General features: G+C 71.1%; 16 protein-coding genes. 6 read left to right on the plus strand and 10 right to left on the minus strand.

The window, feature by feature from the left end:
- The first annotated feature begins 94 nt into the window (after positions 1-94).
- A complete protein-coding gene (locus tag ACLBXX_RS08365; RefSeq protein ID WP_447657651.1) occupies positions 95-1,900 on the plus strand; it encodes a DHA2 family efflux MFS transporter permease subunit in 1,806 nt (601 codons plus the stop codon).
- Positions 1,901-1,911: 11 nt separating this feature from the next.
- Positions 1,912-2,376 carry a MarR family winged helix-turn-helix transcriptional regulator gene (locus ACLBXX_RS08370; RefSeq protein WP_447657652.1) on the plus strand — a complete coding sequence of 155 codons (465 nt, stop codon included), beginning with the start codon at positions 1,912-1,914 and terminating at the stop codon, positions 2,374-2,376.
- Positions 2,377-2,382: 6 nt separating this feature from the next.
- On the opposite strand, the gene ACLBXX_RS08375 is transcribed toward ACLBXX_RS08370, so the two are convergent.
- The 7 genes from ACLBXX_RS08375 to ACLBXX_RS08405 all read right to left on the minus strand — a co-directional run bounded on the left by ACLBXX_RS08375 (position 2,383) and on the right by ACLBXX_RS08405 (position 9,728).
- On the minus strand, positions 2,383-2,679 hold the full coding sequence (locus tag ACLBXX_RS08375) for a Dabb family protein (protein WP_387139133.1): 297 nt from the start codon (positions 2,677-2,679) through the stop codon (positions 2,383-2,385).
- A gap of 67 nt (positions 2,680-2,746) precedes the next feature.
- On the minus strand, positions 2,747-3,604 hold the full coding sequence (locus ACLBXX_RS08380; RefSeq protein WP_447657653.1) for a sugar phosphate isomerase/epimerase family protein: 858 nt from the start codon (positions 3,602-3,604) through the stop codon (positions 2,747-2,749).
- Positions 3,605-3,666: 62 nt separating this feature from the next.
- Entirely contained in the window at positions 3,667-4,878 is a 1,212-nt protein-coding gene (locus ACLBXX_RS08385) for a substrate-binding domain-containing protein (protein WP_387139139.1), read from the minus strand.
- Between the two features lie 2 nt (positions 4,879-4,880).
- Positions 4,881-5,957, minus strand: a complete 1,077-nt coding sequence (locus ACLBXX_RS08390; RefSeq protein ID WP_447657654.1) for an ABC transporter permease — start codon at positions 5,955-5,957, stop codon at positions 4,881-4,883.
- Positions 5,954-7,045 (minus strand): ABC transporter permease, encoded by a 1,092-nt coding sequence (locus ACLBXX_RS08395; RefSeq protein ID WP_447657726.1) that lies wholly within the window; start codon positions 7,043-7,045, stop codon positions 5,954-5,956. The genes ACLBXX_RS08390 and ACLBXX_RS08395 overlap by 4 nt, the downstream gene beginning before the upstream one ends.
- A 5-nt stretch (positions 7,046-7,050) precedes the next feature.
- Positions 7,051-8,625 (minus strand): sugar ABC transporter ATP-binding protein, encoded by a 1,575-nt coding sequence (locus ACLBXX_RS08400; protein WP_447657655.1) that lies wholly within the window; start codon positions 8,623-8,625, stop codon positions 7,051-7,053.
- The gene (locus ACLBXX_RS08405) at positions 8,622-9,728 is read right to left on the minus strand and encodes a Gfo/Idh/MocA family protein (RefSeq protein ID WP_447657656.1); all 1,107 of its coding nucleotides are present in this window, start codon (positions 9,726-9,728) and stop codon (positions 8,622-8,624) included. The genes ACLBXX_RS08400 and ACLBXX_RS08405 overlap by 4 nt, the downstream gene beginning before the upstream one ends.
- Before the next feature lie 113 nt (positions 9,729-9,841).
- Between ACLBXX_RS08405 and ACLBXX_RS08410 the strand changes: the two genes are divergently transcribed.
- Both ACLBXX_RS08410 and ACLBXX_RS08415 read left to right on the plus strand, forming a co-directional pair.
- Entirely contained in the window at positions 9,842-11,035 is a 1,194-nt protein-coding gene (locus tag ACLBXX_RS08410) for an ROK family transcriptional regulator (RefSeq protein WP_387139151.1), read from the plus strand.
- Between the two features lie 129 nt (positions 11,036-11,164).
- Positions 11,165-12,190 carry an NADP-dependent oxidoreductase gene (locus tag ACLBXX_RS08415; protein ID WP_447657657.1) on the plus strand — a complete coding sequence of 342 codons (1,026 nt, stop codon included), beginning with the start codon at positions 11,165-11,167 and terminating at the stop codon, positions 12,188-12,190.
- Positions 12,191-12,205: 15 nt separating this feature from the next.
- Here the strand turns inward: ACLBXX_RS08415 and ACLBXX_RS08420 are convergent, their stop codons facing one another.
- Positions 12,206-13,099, minus strand: a complete 894-nt coding sequence (locus ACLBXX_RS08420) for a LysR family transcriptional regulator ArgP (RefSeq protein WP_447657658.1) — start codon at positions 13,097-13,099, stop codon at positions 12,206-12,208.
- Positions 13,100-13,170: 71 nt separating this feature from the next.
- Between ACLBXX_RS08420 and lysE the strand changes: the two genes are divergently transcribed.
- Entirely contained in the window at positions 13,171-13,914 is a 744-nt protein-coding gene (gene lysE, locus ACLBXX_RS08425; RefSeq protein ID WP_447657659.1) for an L-lysine exporter, read from the plus strand.
- Positions 13,915-13,929: 15 nt separating this feature from the next.
- Here the strand turns inward: lysE and ACLBXX_RS08430 are convergent, their stop codons facing one another.
- A complete protein-coding gene (locus ACLBXX_RS08430) occupies positions 13,930-14,283 on the minus strand; it encodes an iron chaperone (RefSeq protein ID WP_447657660.1) in 354 nt (117 codons plus the stop codon).
- A 63-nt stretch (positions 14,284-14,346) separates the two neighbouring features.
- On the opposite strand from ACLBXX_RS08430, the gene ACLBXX_RS08435 reads away from it, so the two are divergent.
- The gene (locus ACLBXX_RS08435) at positions 14,347-14,622 is read left to right on the plus strand and encodes an acylphosphatase (RefSeq protein WP_447657661.1); all 276 of its coding nucleotides are present in this window, start codon (positions 14,347-14,349) and stop codon (positions 14,620-14,622) included.
- A 20-nt stretch (positions 14,623-14,642) separates the two neighbouring features.
- Here the strand turns inward: ACLBXX_RS08435 and ACLBXX_RS08440 are convergent, their stop codons facing one another.
- Positions 14,643-15,689: an NAD(P)H-dependent flavin oxidoreductase gene (locus tag ACLBXX_RS08440; protein ID WP_310285147.1), complete on the minus strand. Its 1,047-nt coding sequence runs from the start codon at positions 15,687-15,689 to the stop codon at positions 14,643-14,645.
- Between the last annotated feature and the right edge of the window lie 25 nt (positions 15,690-15,714).

Consider the following 15,714-nt stretch of genomic DNA (forward strand, 5'->3'; position numbering starts at 1 on the left):
ATAGTTGACCCAAATCAACTGTTGACCTTCGTCAACCTTCTTACGCGCCGCTGTCGCCGCGAACAACGAACCACGCTCACTCGTAAGGACTCCTATGGCCACGTCCACCCCCGCGACCGGGTCGGTCGCCACCCAAGCCGCTGGCAGCAGAATCAGCACCGACGAGAAGCGCCGGCACCGCAAGATCCTGCAGGCGCTCACCGGCCTGCTGCTCGGCATGTTCGTGTCGATGCTCGCGTCCACCGTCGTCTCGACGTCGCTCCCCGTCATCGTCCACGACCTCGGCGGCGACCAGGCGGCGTTCACGTGGGTCGTCACCGCGACCCTGCTGACCACCGCGATCTCGACCCCGATCTGGGGCAAGCTCGCCGACCTGTTCAACCGCAAGCTGCTCATCCAGATCGCGATCGTGATCTTCGTGCTCGCCACCGCGGCCGCCGGCTTCTCGCAGGACCCCGGCACGCTCATCGCCTTCCGCGCGGTGCAGGGCATCGGCGCCGGCGGTCTCGCGGCGCTCAGCCAGGTCATCATGGCCGACATCATCAGCCCGCGCGAGCGCGGCCGGTACATGGGCCTGTTCGGCGCGGTCATGGCGGTCGCGACCGTCGGCGGCCCGCTCCTGGGTGGCTTCATCACCGACACGATCGACTGGCGCTGGAACTTCTTCATCGCGCTGCCGTTCGCCGTCGCCGCCCTCATCATCATGCAGCGGACGCTCCACCTGCCGCCGCGCCCCAAGAAGAAGGCGCGCATCGACTACTTCGGCATCGTGCTGCTGTCGACGGCCGTCTCGCTGCTGCTCATCTGGGTCACCAACGCGGGCAAGGACTACGACTGGTGGAGCACCGAGACCATCCTCATGGTCGGCGGCGCGCTCCTGGCAGCCGTGCTCTTCGTGATCGTCGAGCTGCGCTCGAAGGAGCCGCTCATCCCGCTCACGATGTTCCGTAACCGCACCTTCACGCTCGCGGTCATCGCGTCGATCTCGATCGGCATCGCGATGTTCGGCACGTCGGTGTTCCTCAGCCAGTACATGCAGCTGGCGCGCGGCGCGACCCCGACTGAGGCGGGTCTGATGACGATCCCGATGATCGGCGGACTGCTGCTGGCATCGATCCTCATCGGCGGACTTGTGACCCGCACCGGGCACTGGAAGCCGTACCTGATCGTGGGCGGCGTGCTGCTGATCGCCGGCTCGTACCTTCTGTCGACCATCCACTACGACACGAACTTCGTGCTGGTCTCGCTCTACATGTTCCTGCTCGGCGCGGGTGTCGGCATGACGATGCAGAACCTCGTGCTCATCGTGCAGAACACCTCCAAGCCGTCGGAGATCGGCGTCGCGAGCTCGGGAGTCACGTTCTTCCGCAGCCTCGGCGGCACGATCGGCGTCTCGGTGATGGGTGCTGCCCTCGCAACCTCGGCGACGAACCTGTTCACCGACCGCAAGGACGACATCGGCGCGGCGCTCATGGCGCTCGGCGAGAAGGGCGCGGCCATCGGCCAGCAGCTCGCGTCGGGCACCATCCCGCAGGTCTCGTCGCTGCCCGAGTCGATCCGCGTGATCGTCGAGGACATCTACGCGCAGGCCATCGCCCACTCGTTCCTGATCGCCGTGCCGCTGGCCGTGGTCAGCCTCATCGCGATCATCTTCCTGCCGAACAAGCCGCTCACCCGCATGACCACGAGCGAGCGCGTGCAGGCGAGCGAGGCCGACCTCGCGACCGTCTCGGTCGCCGAGGGCATGGAGACGCTCGCGCCGGCCGGCACGGATGCGGACACGGATGCTGCGGCCCCGGCCGCAGACGCCGCGGACGAGGCTGGGCCCACGCGGCCGGAGGCTCCGCGAGACGCGCCAGCGGCTCGTGGAGGGGCCGTGGGGACCGTCACCCGACGCTAATGTCGAACATGATGACCTCCGACGACACCCGAGCGGCGCGCACCGAGGCGGTGCGCGCCCTCGAGGCGGAGTTCGGGGAACTGATCAACCGCTTCCGGCGGATCATCACGGAGAACGCCAACCGGGTGAGCCCCGGCATGCTGCCGGGCGCCTACAAGGTGTTCACCACCATCGTGCGCCGCGAGGGCATCACGCTCTCGGGGCTGGCCGAGTCGCTCATGTCGGACAAGGGCCAGATCAGCCGCACGGTGCGCGAGCTCGAGCAGCTCGGTCTCATCCAGCGCACGCCCGATCCGGACGACGGCCGGTCGAGCCTGCTCTCCCCCACGCCGTTCGGCCTGGAGCGCCTGGCCGAGGCGCGCGCTCCGCAGGAGAGCCTGCTCGTCGACGCGCTCGAGGAGTGGCCCGTCGACGACATCCTCAACCTCACGCGGCTGCTGCACGCGCTCACCATCGGCGAGCGCCCGGCCTCCTGACGCGGCTCAGGCCTCGACGAAGTCGTACTCCTGGAACTCCGCCACCTCGGGGACCCAGCGCTCGGCGACGAACGCGACGTGGGTGGGGTGGTCGTTGTAGGCCTGGTACTCGGCGTCGCCCTGGAACACCATCGAGAACTGGTGCGCGAGCTCGCTCTTCGCGCTCACCTGCCGGTTGATGCGGAAATCCTCGACGCCGGGGATCGACGTGAGCGCGGCGCGCGCGTCGGCGAGGAATGCCGTCTCCTCGGGCGAACCGGCGGGGTGGGCGAGACGGAAGACGACGGTGTGCTGAATCGGCATGCTCCGAGTCTTCCGCATCATCGGCGGCCCGGGGCCACGGCGGAAGCTATGGTTCGCCCGAGACCGCTCAGCGCGACGCCTGCAGCGCCGTCAGGTACCGGAGCGAGCGCTCGGCCAGATCGTCCTGGCTCGCCGCGAGCGGCCGCCACACCGACGCGGCAACCGCGATCGTGGCGTTCTCGCCCGTGAAGCTCTCGAGCCCCAGGATGCCGGCGTACCCGGCGTCGTCGAGGGCAGCGAGAGTCCCCGGCCAGTCGGTGTGATCGTCGCCGACCGGCCCGCGATCGCTCCCGCAGACCTGGACGTGCGCGATGTTCCCGGCCGCGGCGCGGATCGCAGCATCCGGTCGCTTCTCCTCGATGTTGAGGTGATAGGTGTCGAGCGCGAGGCCGAGTCCCGGCCCGAACAGCGGCGCCAGCGCCTCGAGTCCCTGTTCGACGGTGTTGATGACGCTCGTCTCGTACCGGTTGAGGGGTTCGACGGCGAGCGCGAGGGCTTCCTCCGCCGCTTCGTCGACGAGGGGCTGCAGGTTGCGGCGCAGCTGCGCCACGACCTCGGTCCGCTCGCCCGCCGTCATGCGCCAGGTGACACCGGTGGGCGCGTAGAAGGGTCCCGCGACGACGGATGCCCCGACCCCGCGTGCGGCGGCCAGGCACGTGCGCAGGTACGCCTGAGTCGCGGCGACGTTGCCCGCCCGATCGACGAGCGAACGCCCCGGGCCCATCGCGCCGATCACGACGGGAACGAGACCCAGCGAGCCGAGCAGATCGCCCGCGCGCGCAGCATCCCAGTCCCCCGCGTTCTCGAGGGGCAGCTCGATCGCGCCGAAGCCCATGCGCGCGATCTTCGGCGCGAGCTCGACGAGCGACTCGTCGGTCAGCGGCGAGGTCCACACCCAGGTGTTGACGCCGATCGTGCGCTGCATGACTCTCCTGTCGGGGATGATCCCGTCCTCCCCTCGCGGGGAGGACGGGATCGGATCGGTGCTTACGGGATCTGGCGCTGCTGCCAGACCTCGGGGTAGCCCGGCAGGTTCTCGCCGCCGAACTTGGCGTAGTGCCCGTCGGGCATGCCGTCGTTGGCCTCGAGGTACTGGTCGACCTCCTCGGCCGTGATCGGGCTCTGCGGGAGCACCCACTCCTTCGGGATCTCCTCGCCGGCGAAGATCTTCTGCGCCGCCAGCAGCGGGGTGCGCCACTGGAAGTTCGAGTAGACCGGAGCGAGGCCGGTGAGGCCCGTCTCCTTCCACTTGCGCAGGAAGCTCATCTCGTCCTCACCCGTCATGACGGGGTAGTCGACGCCGGCGTCCTCGAAGGCCTCGATGGCGGCGACGGCGCCGTCACCGGCGTCCATCCAGATGCCCGCCACGTCGCCCTTGGCGAGCTCGTCCGAGATGATGCTCTTGATCTCGGCCGGGTCGGCGCCGGTGAAGTAGTCGACTGCCTCGATGCCCGCGTCAGCGAACAGCTTCTCGGCCGCCGCCCAGCGCTGCTCGAGCACGTCGACGCCCGGGAGGATGCGGAGGCCCACGACCTTGTCACCCTCTTCGAGGTTGTCGATGAGGAACTCCGCCGTGTCGATGCCCCACGCGAAGCCGCCGATCGGGTGGATGAACGTCACCGGGCAGTCGGTCTCGACACCGCGGTCGAACACGATCACCGGCTTGCCGGTGTCGCACGCGCGCTCGACGGCCGGCGTCATCGCCGCCGTGCTGTTCGGCGAGATGATGAAGACGTCGCAGTTGCCGTCCGAGATGAAGTAGTCGATGTCGGCGATCTGCGTGTCGTCGGAGTCCTGCGCGTCGCGGGTCTCCATCTCGCTGATCGCACCCGACTCCTGCAGCACCTTCAGCTGCTGGTTCATCGTGATCCAGCCCGTCTGGCGCCAGGGGTTCGAGATCGACGCGTTCGCGAAGCACGCCTTCTTCGGCCCGCTGCTCGCGTACTGCGACGTGTCGACCATCTCCGCGTCGATGTACTGCAGGTACGGCTCGTCTTCGGGGCCCTCGGGCACCACCTCGCGCTGGGCCATCTGGGTGTCGAACAGCGCCTGGTCGAACCACTCGTTGGCGCCGCCCTCTTCGGTCGGCGCGGCGGACGAGTCCGGCGGGGCCACGTTCGGGTCGGTCGTACACCCTGCCAGGGCGAAGAGGCCGACGAGCGCCACCGCGGTGGTGGCGATCTTCACTGATCGTCGCATTGCTAGCTCCTGTTGTTGTGTGCTGCGCCCTCGCCTGCGAGGGCCGGTGTTGCGGACGACTCCTCGGCGCCGTCGGGCGCGTCGGGTTCCTTCCCCGGTGAGGGAGGGGTCTGTGGGCCGCTGCGCCGCCGGGACCGGAACACCAGTCCCGAGTAGGCGACGGCGGCGATGATGATGACGCCCTGGACCGCGTCGCGCAGCGACGACGGCACTCCGGCGATGTTGAGCAGCAGGAAGAGCGCTTCGAGCACGAAGGCCCCGGCCACGGCGGCGACGATCCACCCGCGACCGCCGCCCAGCACGACTCCGCCGAGCACGACGGCGGTGATCGCGACGAACTCGTAGCCGCGTCCGACCGACGGGTGCACGCCCGCGTAGCCGACGAGCAGCACGGCCGAGACGGTCGCCGACAGCGACGAGATCATGAAGGCGCGCGTCGTGACCCACCAGTCGCGCGCCCCCGAGTAGCGCGTCGCGCGGGCGTTGTCGCCGATCGCGATCAGGAGCTTGCCCAGCGGGCGCTTGGTGATCCAGATGCCGAGCGCGAGCCACACCGCGAGGATCAGCACCGACCAGGGCAGGAAGTCGATCACGGGCAGATCACGGAGGCCTCCGCGCCCGATCTGACGGAAGCTGTCGGCGGGATTGCCCGTCGCCGCTCCGCCCGTCCACCACAGCACCAGGCCGAGGAGGGCGAGCATCATGCCGAGCGTCACGATGAAGGACGGCACCTTGAGGAGGGTCGTGAGCAGGCCGTTCACGAGCCCGACGAACAGGCCGAGCACGATCATGAGGACGAGGACCGGCACGGTGCGCGAGTCGTCCTGGCCGACGAGGTTGCCCGCCACGATCACCTGCGCGGTGATGAGCGAGCCCTGCGAGAGGTCGAACTCCCCCGCGATGATGACGAAGTACTGACCGATCGCGACGATCGCGACGGGCGCGACCCGCTGGATGTACCGCATGATCTGGCCGGGTTCGGCGAAGTTCGGGTTCAGCAGCATGATGGCCACGAGCAGGATCACGAGCAGCAGGAACACCGCACCGCGCGGGCTCACGAGCGCCTTCAGGAACCTCATCGCGCACCTCCCTGGGTCGCGGCGCCGCCTTCGGCCGCGTCGGCATCCGCCTCGAGGGCGTGGGATGCCGCGACCATCGCCGGTGCGGCGGCCTCGGCCTGGGCGTCGCCCCCGGTCCTCGTCCCGCCCGGGCCGAACCGCGTGCGCCGGCGGACGATCGCCCGGCGGCTGTACACGGCGACCGCGGCGACGATGACGACGCCGCGCACGACGTCCTTGAGGAACGGGTTCACCTGCATGACGCTCATGACGTTGTCGACGACCGCGAAGATCGCGACGCCGCCGATCGTGCCCCAGACCGATCCCCGGCCGCCCAGGAGCAGCGTCCCGCCGAGCACGACCGCCGCGATCGACAGCAGTGCGTAGCCGCCCTGCTGGCCCACGGTCGGACTGCCGACGCCGAGCCTGCTCGCGAGCAGCAGCCCGGCGAGCCCGGCGAAGACCGAGCAGATCACGTGCGCCGCGATGAGCGGCGGACGCGTGCGCACGCCCGACAGGCGGGCGACCTCGGGGTCGCCGCCGACTGCGAACAGGTGCGCGCCGGTGCGGGTGCGGTCGAGCAGGAACCAGACCAGGGCGGCGAGCGCGATCATGATGATCGTCGACACCGGGACCGGCCCGACGCCCGTCGCCCCGATGAGCTGGAACGCCCACGGCACCGATCCGGCGCTCCCCTGGAAGTTCGTGTTCAGGACACCCTGCAGGATGAGCCCGACACCGAGGGTGGCGATGAACCCGTTGACCTTCAGCACGGTGACGATCAGCCCGTTCGCGAGCCCGATGACGGCGCACACCAGGAGCGTGAGCGTCACCGCCCAGGGGATGTTCGCCGGGTTCCCGTTCATCGTCGTCGCTGCGATGAGGCTCGCGAGGCTGATGACGTAGGTGACCGAGAGGTCGAGGGACGCGCCGAGGATGACGAGCGTCTGCCCGATCGCGACGAGGCCCAGCACACTCATGCCGGTGAGGATGTCGCGGATGTTGCCGGGGCTGAAGAAGCTGCGGCCGACCGTCGCCACGAGGATCGCGCCGATCGCGATGACGAGGATCAGGATGCCGAGCACGATCACGGTGGAGTCGACACGCATGCGCTTCACGGGCGGCTCCCCTCGTCGTCGGTGCGCGGATCGTCGGGCACGTCATCGCCGTCCGCGGAACCGGTGGCAGCCGCCAGCACCTCGTGCTCGGCGGAACCCGCCGCGAGCTCCGCGGCGAGCTCGCCGTCTCGCATGACCAGGATGCGGTCGCTCATGCCGATGACCTCGGGCAGCTCGCTCGACACCATGAGCACGGCCTTCCCCTCGGCGGCGAGCTGACGCATGAGCTGGTAGACCGCGACCTTCGCGCCGACGTCGATGCCCCGCGTCGGCTCGTCGAACAGCACGATCTGCGGGTCGGTCACGAGCCACTTCGCGAGCACGACCTTCTGCTGATTGCCACCGGAGAGGAACCGCACCTCCTGATCGACGCCGCGCGACGACACCTCGAGCGAGCTCAGGACGCCCGGCACCCGTCTGCGGGAGGCGCCGGTGCGTCCGGCGAAGACGCTGCGCACCACGAGCAGGGAGTTGTCGAGCACGGACTGGCCGAGCGCGAGGCCCTGCGCCTTCCGGTCCTCGGTCACGAGCGCGAGTCCCGCCCGGACCGCCGCTCGCGGGCTCGTGAACCGCACCGATCGCCCGTCGAGGGTCATGCCGCCGCGGGTGAAGCCGTGTACGCCGAAGATGCCCTCGACGAGTTCGGTGCGACCCGACCCCTGAAGTCCGGCGAGTCCCACGATCTCGCCGGCGCGCAGAGTGAGGGAGACCCCGTCCACGTACTCGTTGCCGCAGTCGGTCAGCTCCAGCCGCGGGCCGCCGAGCGTCGTGCCCTCGACCGGGCCCGGGAAATAGGACTGCAGGGGCCGGCCCACCATGCGACGGACCAGCTCCGCGTCGGTGAGGTCGGTCGCGGCATCCGTCGACACCAGTGCGCCGTCCTTCAGGATCGTGATGCGATCGCACAGGTCGAAGATCTCCTTCAGCCGGTGCGAGACGTAGATGACGGCGACGCCCCGCGCGGTGAGCCGCCGGATGATCGCGTAGAGGAGCTCGACCTCGTGGTCGCTGAGCGCCGCGGTCGGCTCGTCCATCGAGATCACGCGCGCGTCGAACGAGAGGGCTTTGACGATCTCGACGATCTGCTGCTCGGCGACCGTCAGCGACGAGATGCGGGCGCCGGGATCGATGAACGAGACGCCGAGACCGTCGAGCAGCTCGCGCGTGCGGCGCTGCATGCCCTTCTTGTCGATGAAGCCGGCGCGCCGCGGCTCGCGGCCGAGGAACACGTTCTGTGCGACGGTGCGCTCGGGCAGCAGGTTGAACTCCTGGAAGACCGTCACGAGGCCCGCGTCCATCGCCTGCCGCGGGTGGCCCCACGCGACCGGCTGCCCCTCGAACTCGACCGACCCGGCGTCGGCGTGGTGGACGCCGGCGAGCACCTTCATGAGCGTGGACTTGCCGGCGCCGTTCTCGCCGACGAGCCCGTGGACCTCTCCGCGGCGCACGTCGAGGTCGACGTCCGAGAGCACGCGCACGCCGAAGAACGACTTCGAGATGCCGCGGGCGCGGAGCACCACGTCCGAGCCGCCCGGTGGCACCGGCGTGTCGGCGAGCATCGTGTCGGTCATGCCGGCACCTCGATCCAGGTTCGGGTCTGCGCGGATTCGAGCACGGCCGCGGTCAGGACGGCCGCGCGCAGGCCGTCGGCGAACGTCGGCATCCCGTCCGGCTGTGCCCCGCCGATGGCGGCGTAGACGTCGGCGACGAACCCGTCGAAGGCGTCCTGGTACCCCATGGGATGCCCGGCGGGCACGGTCTGCAACCGCGCCGAGTCGGGGTGGTCGGCGGCCGGATCCCGCAGCACGAGCCGGGAGCCCTTGCGCGCCCCGACCCACAGCTCCTCGGGGCGCTCCTGGTCGAAGCGCAGGCTCCGGCGGGTGCCGTGCAGCTCGAGGACGAGTGCGTTCTTGCGGCCGGGGGCCATCTGCGACACGAGCAGTGTGCCCAGGGCGCCGGACTCGGTCTCGACCAGCAGCGCGGCCACATCCTCGTTCGTGACCGACCGGCCCGCGCGCTCGTCGAACACCCGGCGGGTGCGGGCGGCCATGCGGGCGATGCGTTCCCCGGTCACGAACTCGACCAGGTCGCACAGGTGCGAGCCGATGTCGGCGAAGGCGCGCGACGGACCGCCGGCTGCGGCATCGGCTCGCCAGTCGTCGTCGTTCTGCCGCAGCATCCAGTCCTGCAGGTACGAGCCGTCGAGCGAGAGCAGGGTTCCGATCCGGCCGGAGGCGACGCGCGCGCGGGCCTCGCGGACCATCGGGTGGTAGCGATAGACGAAGGGAACCGCGGCGACGACGCCGGTCGCGGCGGCGTGCCGGGCGAGCGCCCGCGCGTCGGAGACGGAGGTCGCGAGCGGCTTCTCGCATACGACGTGCTTGCCGGCGGCGAGGGCCGCCTCGGCGAGCGCCGCGTGGGTGGCGTTGGGGGTGCAGATGTGCACCACGTCGACATCGGATGCTGCGATCACGCCGGCGGCGTCGTCCTCGACACGCGCGACGCCGAGCTCTCGAGCCACCGCCTCGGCGCGGTCCCGGCTGGAGGAGGCCACCGACGCCAGTCGGGCACCTGCCCGCCGCGCGGCGGCCGCATGGACCCGCCCCATGAATCCGCCGCCGACGAGTCCGGTGCGGACCGTGCCGACGACAGTGTCGATGACTTCCGTAGTCATGCGGCGATCATGGCACGCAGCATCCGACTTTTGCTAGACCTTCGTCAAAAGTAATCGTGCCGTGATCTTAAGTCCTGCTGACTTCAGTCAGAAGGCCGTGCTTTACTGTCGCCATGGTCGATGCAGTGCGCGGCAGCGGAGCCGTCGGAAGCAACGGCGCGGGCGAGATCTTCCAGATCCTCCGCGACGGCCATGCGCGCACCAAAGCGGAGCTCGCGACCCTGACGGGCCTGGCCCGGTCGACGGTCTCCGGTCGCGTCGACACCCTGCTGGCCGCCGGACTCCTGCGCCCCGCGGGCGAGGCCGTGTCCACCGGCGGGCGCCCGCCGGCGCGGGTCGCCTTCAATCCGTCGGCCGGGGTCGTGATCGCGGTCGACCTCGGCGCGACCCACGCGACGATCGCCGTCGCCGATCTCGCCGCGAGCATCCTCACATCGAACACGCATCCCCTCGACATCGCCGACGGCCCGGAGGCGGTGCTCGACGCCGTGATCTCGGAGGGCGCGGCTCTGCTGGAGCAGCAGGGCATCGCCGCCTCCCACGTCGTCGGCGTGGGCATCGGCGTGCCGGGGCCCGTCGAGCATTCGACGGGGCGTCCGACGAACCCGCCGATCATGCCGGGCTGGGACCGCTTCGACGTGCCGCACTACGTGCAGCGCACCTTCGACGTGCCGGTCCTCGTCGACAACGACGTCAACATCCTCGCGCTCGGCGAGCAGGCGCTCAGCTGGCCCGGCGTCGCCGACCTGATCTTCGTCAAGGTGTCGACGGGCATCGGCGCCGGCATCATCTCCGGCGGCGCGCTGCAGCGCGGCGCCCAGGGGTCGGCCGGCGACATGGGGCACGTGCAGGTGCCCTACAGTCACGACTCGCCGCGGCCGCCCGGCGACCAGCGAGACCTCGAGGCGATCGCGAGCGGCACCGCGATCGCGGCCGACCTGCGCGCGCAGGGCATCGACGCCGCCGGGAGCGCGGACGTCGTCGCCCTCGTCCGCGCGGGGCACCAGGCCGCCATCACCGCGACGCGGCAGGCCGGCCGCGAGGTCGGCGAAGTGCTCGCGACCGTCGTCAACATGCTCAATCCGTCGGTCATCGTGATCGGCGGCAGCGTCGCCCGCGCCGGCGAGCACCTGCTCGCGGGAGTGCGCGAGGTCGTCTACCGCCGCTCGATCCCGCTCGCCACGCAGCACCTCGGCATCGTGCAGTCCCAGGCCGACGAGACGGCCGGTGTGCTGGGGGCGGCGATCATGGTCACCCAGCAGGTGCTCTCGCCCTCGGCGGTCGAACTCCGCGCCGCCCGAGCCTGATCGCCGGCTCGACGTTTTGCGACAGCGGTAGCACCCGCGTAACACGGGCGAGACGAAGGCAGGGTTGACTGTAGCCACGGGAGTTCAGTTCTGGTGCCGAAGGCGGCACACCCGCGGAAGGAGCGCACGATGAGGATCCGACCGCTGCGATCGGCACCCGAGACCCCGCTCGCCCCCGTCGAGGCGCCGCCCGCCGAGATGCAGGCGATGGTGGTGGACGCCCCGGGCGACGCGGACGCGCTGCACGCAGCATCCGTTCCCGTCCCCTCCCCCGTGCTGAGCGAGGTGCTGGTGCGCGTCGTCGCCGCCGGGGTGAACCCGATCGACGCCAAGACCCGCAGCGGCCGGGGCGTGTCGGGAGCCATCGCGGCGTACCCCGCGACCCTCGGGTACGACTTCAGCGGCATCGTCGTGAAGAGCCCGTACGAGGCGCACCCGCTCGCCCCAGGCACCGAGGTGTTCGGCATGGCCTCCTTCCCGCGCACCGGCGGCTCGTACGCCGAGTACGTCGTGGCGCCGTCGCTCTCGGTCGCACGCAAGCCCGCGTCGCTGTCGCACGTCGAGGCCGCCGGCGTGCCGCTCGCCGCGCTCACCGCCTGGGGACTCGTGGTCGAGACCGCGCACGCGCACGAGGGGCAGCGCGTGCTGATCCACGCCGGAAGCGGCGGCGTCGGACACTTCGCGGTGCAGTTCGCCGCCTACTTCGGCGCGCACGTCACCGTGACAGCCTCCGGCCGCAACGCCTCATGGCTGCGCGAACTCGGTGCCGCCGTCGTCATCGACTACACGACCACGCGGTTCGAAGAGGTCGTCGGCGAAGTGGACGTCGTCATCGACCTGGTCGGCAACGTCCACGCCGAGACCGGGACGCGCTCGCTCGAGGTGCTGCGATCCGGCGGGCTCTACGTGCTGGTGCCGACCGGCTCGTGGCCGGGCTATGCCGAAGCGGCGGCCGAGGCGGGCGTGCGCACCACCTCGTACAAGGTGATCCCCGACGGCGGCGCGCTGGCGACCATCGGGCGCCTCCTCGACTCCGGCTCGGTGCAGGTCTACATCGAGCAGGTGTTCGACCTCGCCGAGGCATCCGCCGCGCATCGTGCGATCGAGACCGGACACACGCGCGGCAAGGTCGTGCTCCGCGTGAGCGACGGCTGACCCGCGTCGGCCCCGTCAGCGCAAAGGCGCGAGCACGCGCCTTCCTTCGGCGACGATCGCGTCCGCGATGGCGTCGAGCAGCGGTGAGCGGAGATTCCACTGCTGCCAGTGCAGCGCGACGTCGACCGGCGGGCCGCCCAGCAGCACGAGCTCGCCGCGCTCGAGGGCCTCGTGGGACTGGAATCGCGGCAGCATCGCCCAGCCGAGGCCGAGCCGCACCGCCGACGCGAAGTCGCTCGACGCGGGCACGTAGTGCCGCGGCGGCGCGGCCGGGTCGACGCCCTGCTGAGCCAGCCACTCGTTCTGCAGGTCGTCGCGGCGGTCGAAGTCCACGAGCGGCGCGTGCGCGAGTGCCGTCGCGCGCTCCCCTCCGAGCCACCGTGCCGCATACGCCGGCGTCGCGACCGCCTCGTAGCGCATCGCCCCGAGCACCGAGCTGCGGCATCCGGCGACCGGCGCGGCGCGCGAGGTGACGGCGCCCATGACAGTCCCCGACTCGAGCAGTCCCGCGGTGAAGTCCTGGTCGTCGCGGTGCAGATCGAAGACGACGGGATGCTGCTCCGCCAGCCGCGCGAGCGGCTCGAGGAACCACGTGGCCAGCGAGTCGGCGTTGACGGCGAGCGGTACGACGGCGAGCGCGCCCTCGTCGCCGCCCGCACCGAGCTCCGCGAGCGCGTCGTGCTCGAGCAGCGCCGTCTGCCGCGCGAGCCGGATCACCGACATGCCGGCTTCTGTCGGCCGTACGGGTTTGGAGCGCACCAACACCAGCCGCCCGAGCTGCTCCTCGAGGGCTTTGATGCGCTGACTCACCGCCGACGGCGTGATGTGCAGGCGGCGTGCGGCAGCGTCGAGCGTGCCCTCGTCGACGACGACGGCCAGGGTCTCAGCCAGCTCGAACGGGATCCTCATATTAAGTAGAGCTAATGGTACTGAAGATCCATGAGCTGGACTACGGATGCTGCGGCTCGTAGCGTCGACTCGTGCTCTCCCCCGTCCCCGCCGGCCTCGGCCTCGGCTTCTCCCTTATCATCGCGATCGGCGCCCAGAACCTGTTCGTGCTGCGCCAGGGCCTGCGCCGCGAGCACGTCCTCGCCGTCGCGGCGATCTGCGCGATCTCGGACGCCGTGCTCATCGCGCTCGGCGTCTCAGGCATCGGGTTCGTGCTGCAGGCCGTGCCGTGGCTCGTCGACGTGGTGCGGTGGGCGGGTGCGCTGTTCCTGGTGGCGTACGGCGTGCTGGCGGCACGGCGCGCCTGGCGCCCGTCGGGCGAGACGCTCGGTGCCGCCGCGGCGGACTCGGACCCGTCGGCATCCTCCGGCGCGTCCGCGCCCGCACCCCCCGCGCACACCCACACGGGTGAGGCGCTCGAACCCGACGCGTCCGCCTCCGCGGTGCGCAGCGACATCCGCACCGCCGCCACGCCCGCGGCGCACGCCCGCCTGATCCCGGTGCTGCTCACCTGCCTGGCGCTGACGTGGCTCAACCCGCACGTCTACCTCGACACCGTGTTCCTCCTCGGCACCGTCGCGAACACGCACGGCGACTCCCGCTGGCTCTTCGCCGCAGGTGCCATGGCCGCGAGCGTCATCTGGTTCTTCGGCCTCGCGTTCGGCGCACGCCTGCTCGGACGCTGGCTGTCGACCCCCCGCGCCTGGCGCATCCTCGACGCGGTGATAGCGGTCGTGATGATCGCCCTCGGCGTCTCGCTCGTGCTCCCGCACTGACCGAGGCTGTCACCGTCAGCCGTCGATCTGCTCCTTGCGGGCGAGCACGAGGGCGCGCACGACGTCGTCGGGGAGCGGGTGCTCCGGCTGGTAGCGGATCGTCCCCTTGTCGAGTCCGATGCCGGGGTGCCCGGCGAGCGCGTCCGCGACCGCCGACACCGCGTCGGGGCTGAACGGGTACACGCCGATGTGCTTCTTCGCCCGCCTCACCGAGAGGAGTGGCTTGCCGCGGTACACCAGCGCCGGCATCCCGTAGCCGCGCCCCTGCTCCGCGTCGGGCGCCTCTTCTCGCGCGATGGCGTAGATCCGCTCGACCGACGGCCGGTCGGCCGCGTCGAGTTCATCCAGGAGTTCGTCGACGGTACCCATGTCGGCATCCTGGCCGACTTCCCCAGGTCGCGGCAAGGCGCGTGCGGCGGCAAGATGGGCGGCATGAGACGCGTGCACGTGACGGTCCGCGGCGACGTGCAGGGCGTCGGCTACCGCTACACCATGCTCATCGTCGCGCGTGAGGCCGGCGCGGCGGGCTGGGTGCGCAACCGCCGCGACGGATCGGTCGAAGCCGAGGTCGAGGGCACCCCCGGTCAGGTCGACGAGGTGCTGGCGTGGATGGCCGAGGGCCCGCCCGGTTCGCGCGTCGAGCAGGCGACGGTGACGGATGCCGCCACCACCGGCGAACGCGGCTTCGAGGTGCGCCCCACCCACTGACGATCGCGCGTGGGTCGAGGTCAGTCCGGGAGGCCGGCCGCGAGTTCGGCGAACACCTCGGCCGCGTCGTCGCTGGGCGCGAGCCCGGCCGCCTGTCCGGCCCACAGCGACACGAGGTCGCCGTCGCCGCGGCGCCCGGCCTCGGCTCGGAACTGGCCGGTGAGCCAGTTCTGCGCCGGGAACGGGGCGATGATCCCCGTCGTCTCGATCTCGCGCATCGCCCGATTCGGGATGCCGCGGGCCAGTCGCCCGCTCATCGCGCGGGTGAGCACGGTGGCGGTGTCGGCCGCGTCGGCGATGGCCTGCCGGTGCACGTCGGTGGCGGCCGACTGGCGCGTGCGGAGGAACGCCGAGCCCACCTGCACCCCCGACGCACCGAGCGCGAACGCCGCCGCGACGCCGCGACGGTCTCCGATGCCGCCGGCCGCGATGACCGGCACCTCCACCGCGTCGACCACCTGCGGCACGAGGGCGAACGTGCCCACGAGCGACTGCTCGGCGGGCCGCAGGAACGACACCCGGTGACCGCCCGCTTCTGCCCCGGTCGCGACGATGGCGTCCACTCCGGCCGCTTCGAGCGCGACGGCTTCCGCGACCGTCGTGGCGGTGCCGATGACACGGATGCCTCGGCTCCGCGCCGCCGCGACCACGTGCTCCGACGGCACGCCGAAGACCACGCTCAACGCCGCGGGCGCAGCATCCATCACCGCCGTCAGCTGGGAGTCGAGGTCGGGCAGGAACTCGATCGGGGGCGTCGGGTGAGCGAGACCCAGCTCGTCGTACAGGGGCGCGACCGCCTCGATCGCCGGCCTCAGGTCGACGTCGCCCGGCGTGACCTCGTCGCCCGTCGGCAGCCAGAGGTTGACGGCGAACGGACGCCGCGTCGCGGAGTGGAGCGCGGCGATCGTGTCGCTGATGCGGTCGGCGGAGTAGCCGTACAGCCCGTACGAGCCGAGTCCGCCGAGCTCGCTCACCGCAGCCGTCAGCTCGATCGATGACAGCCCGCCGAAGGGGCCGAGCACGATCGGCGCGTCGATTCCGAACAGGTCCTGGAGCGTCTTCGACATGCCTCAGACGCTACTCCCGCCCCGC

The sequence above is a fragment of the Microbacterium sp. C23T genome, assembly GCF_053345975.1.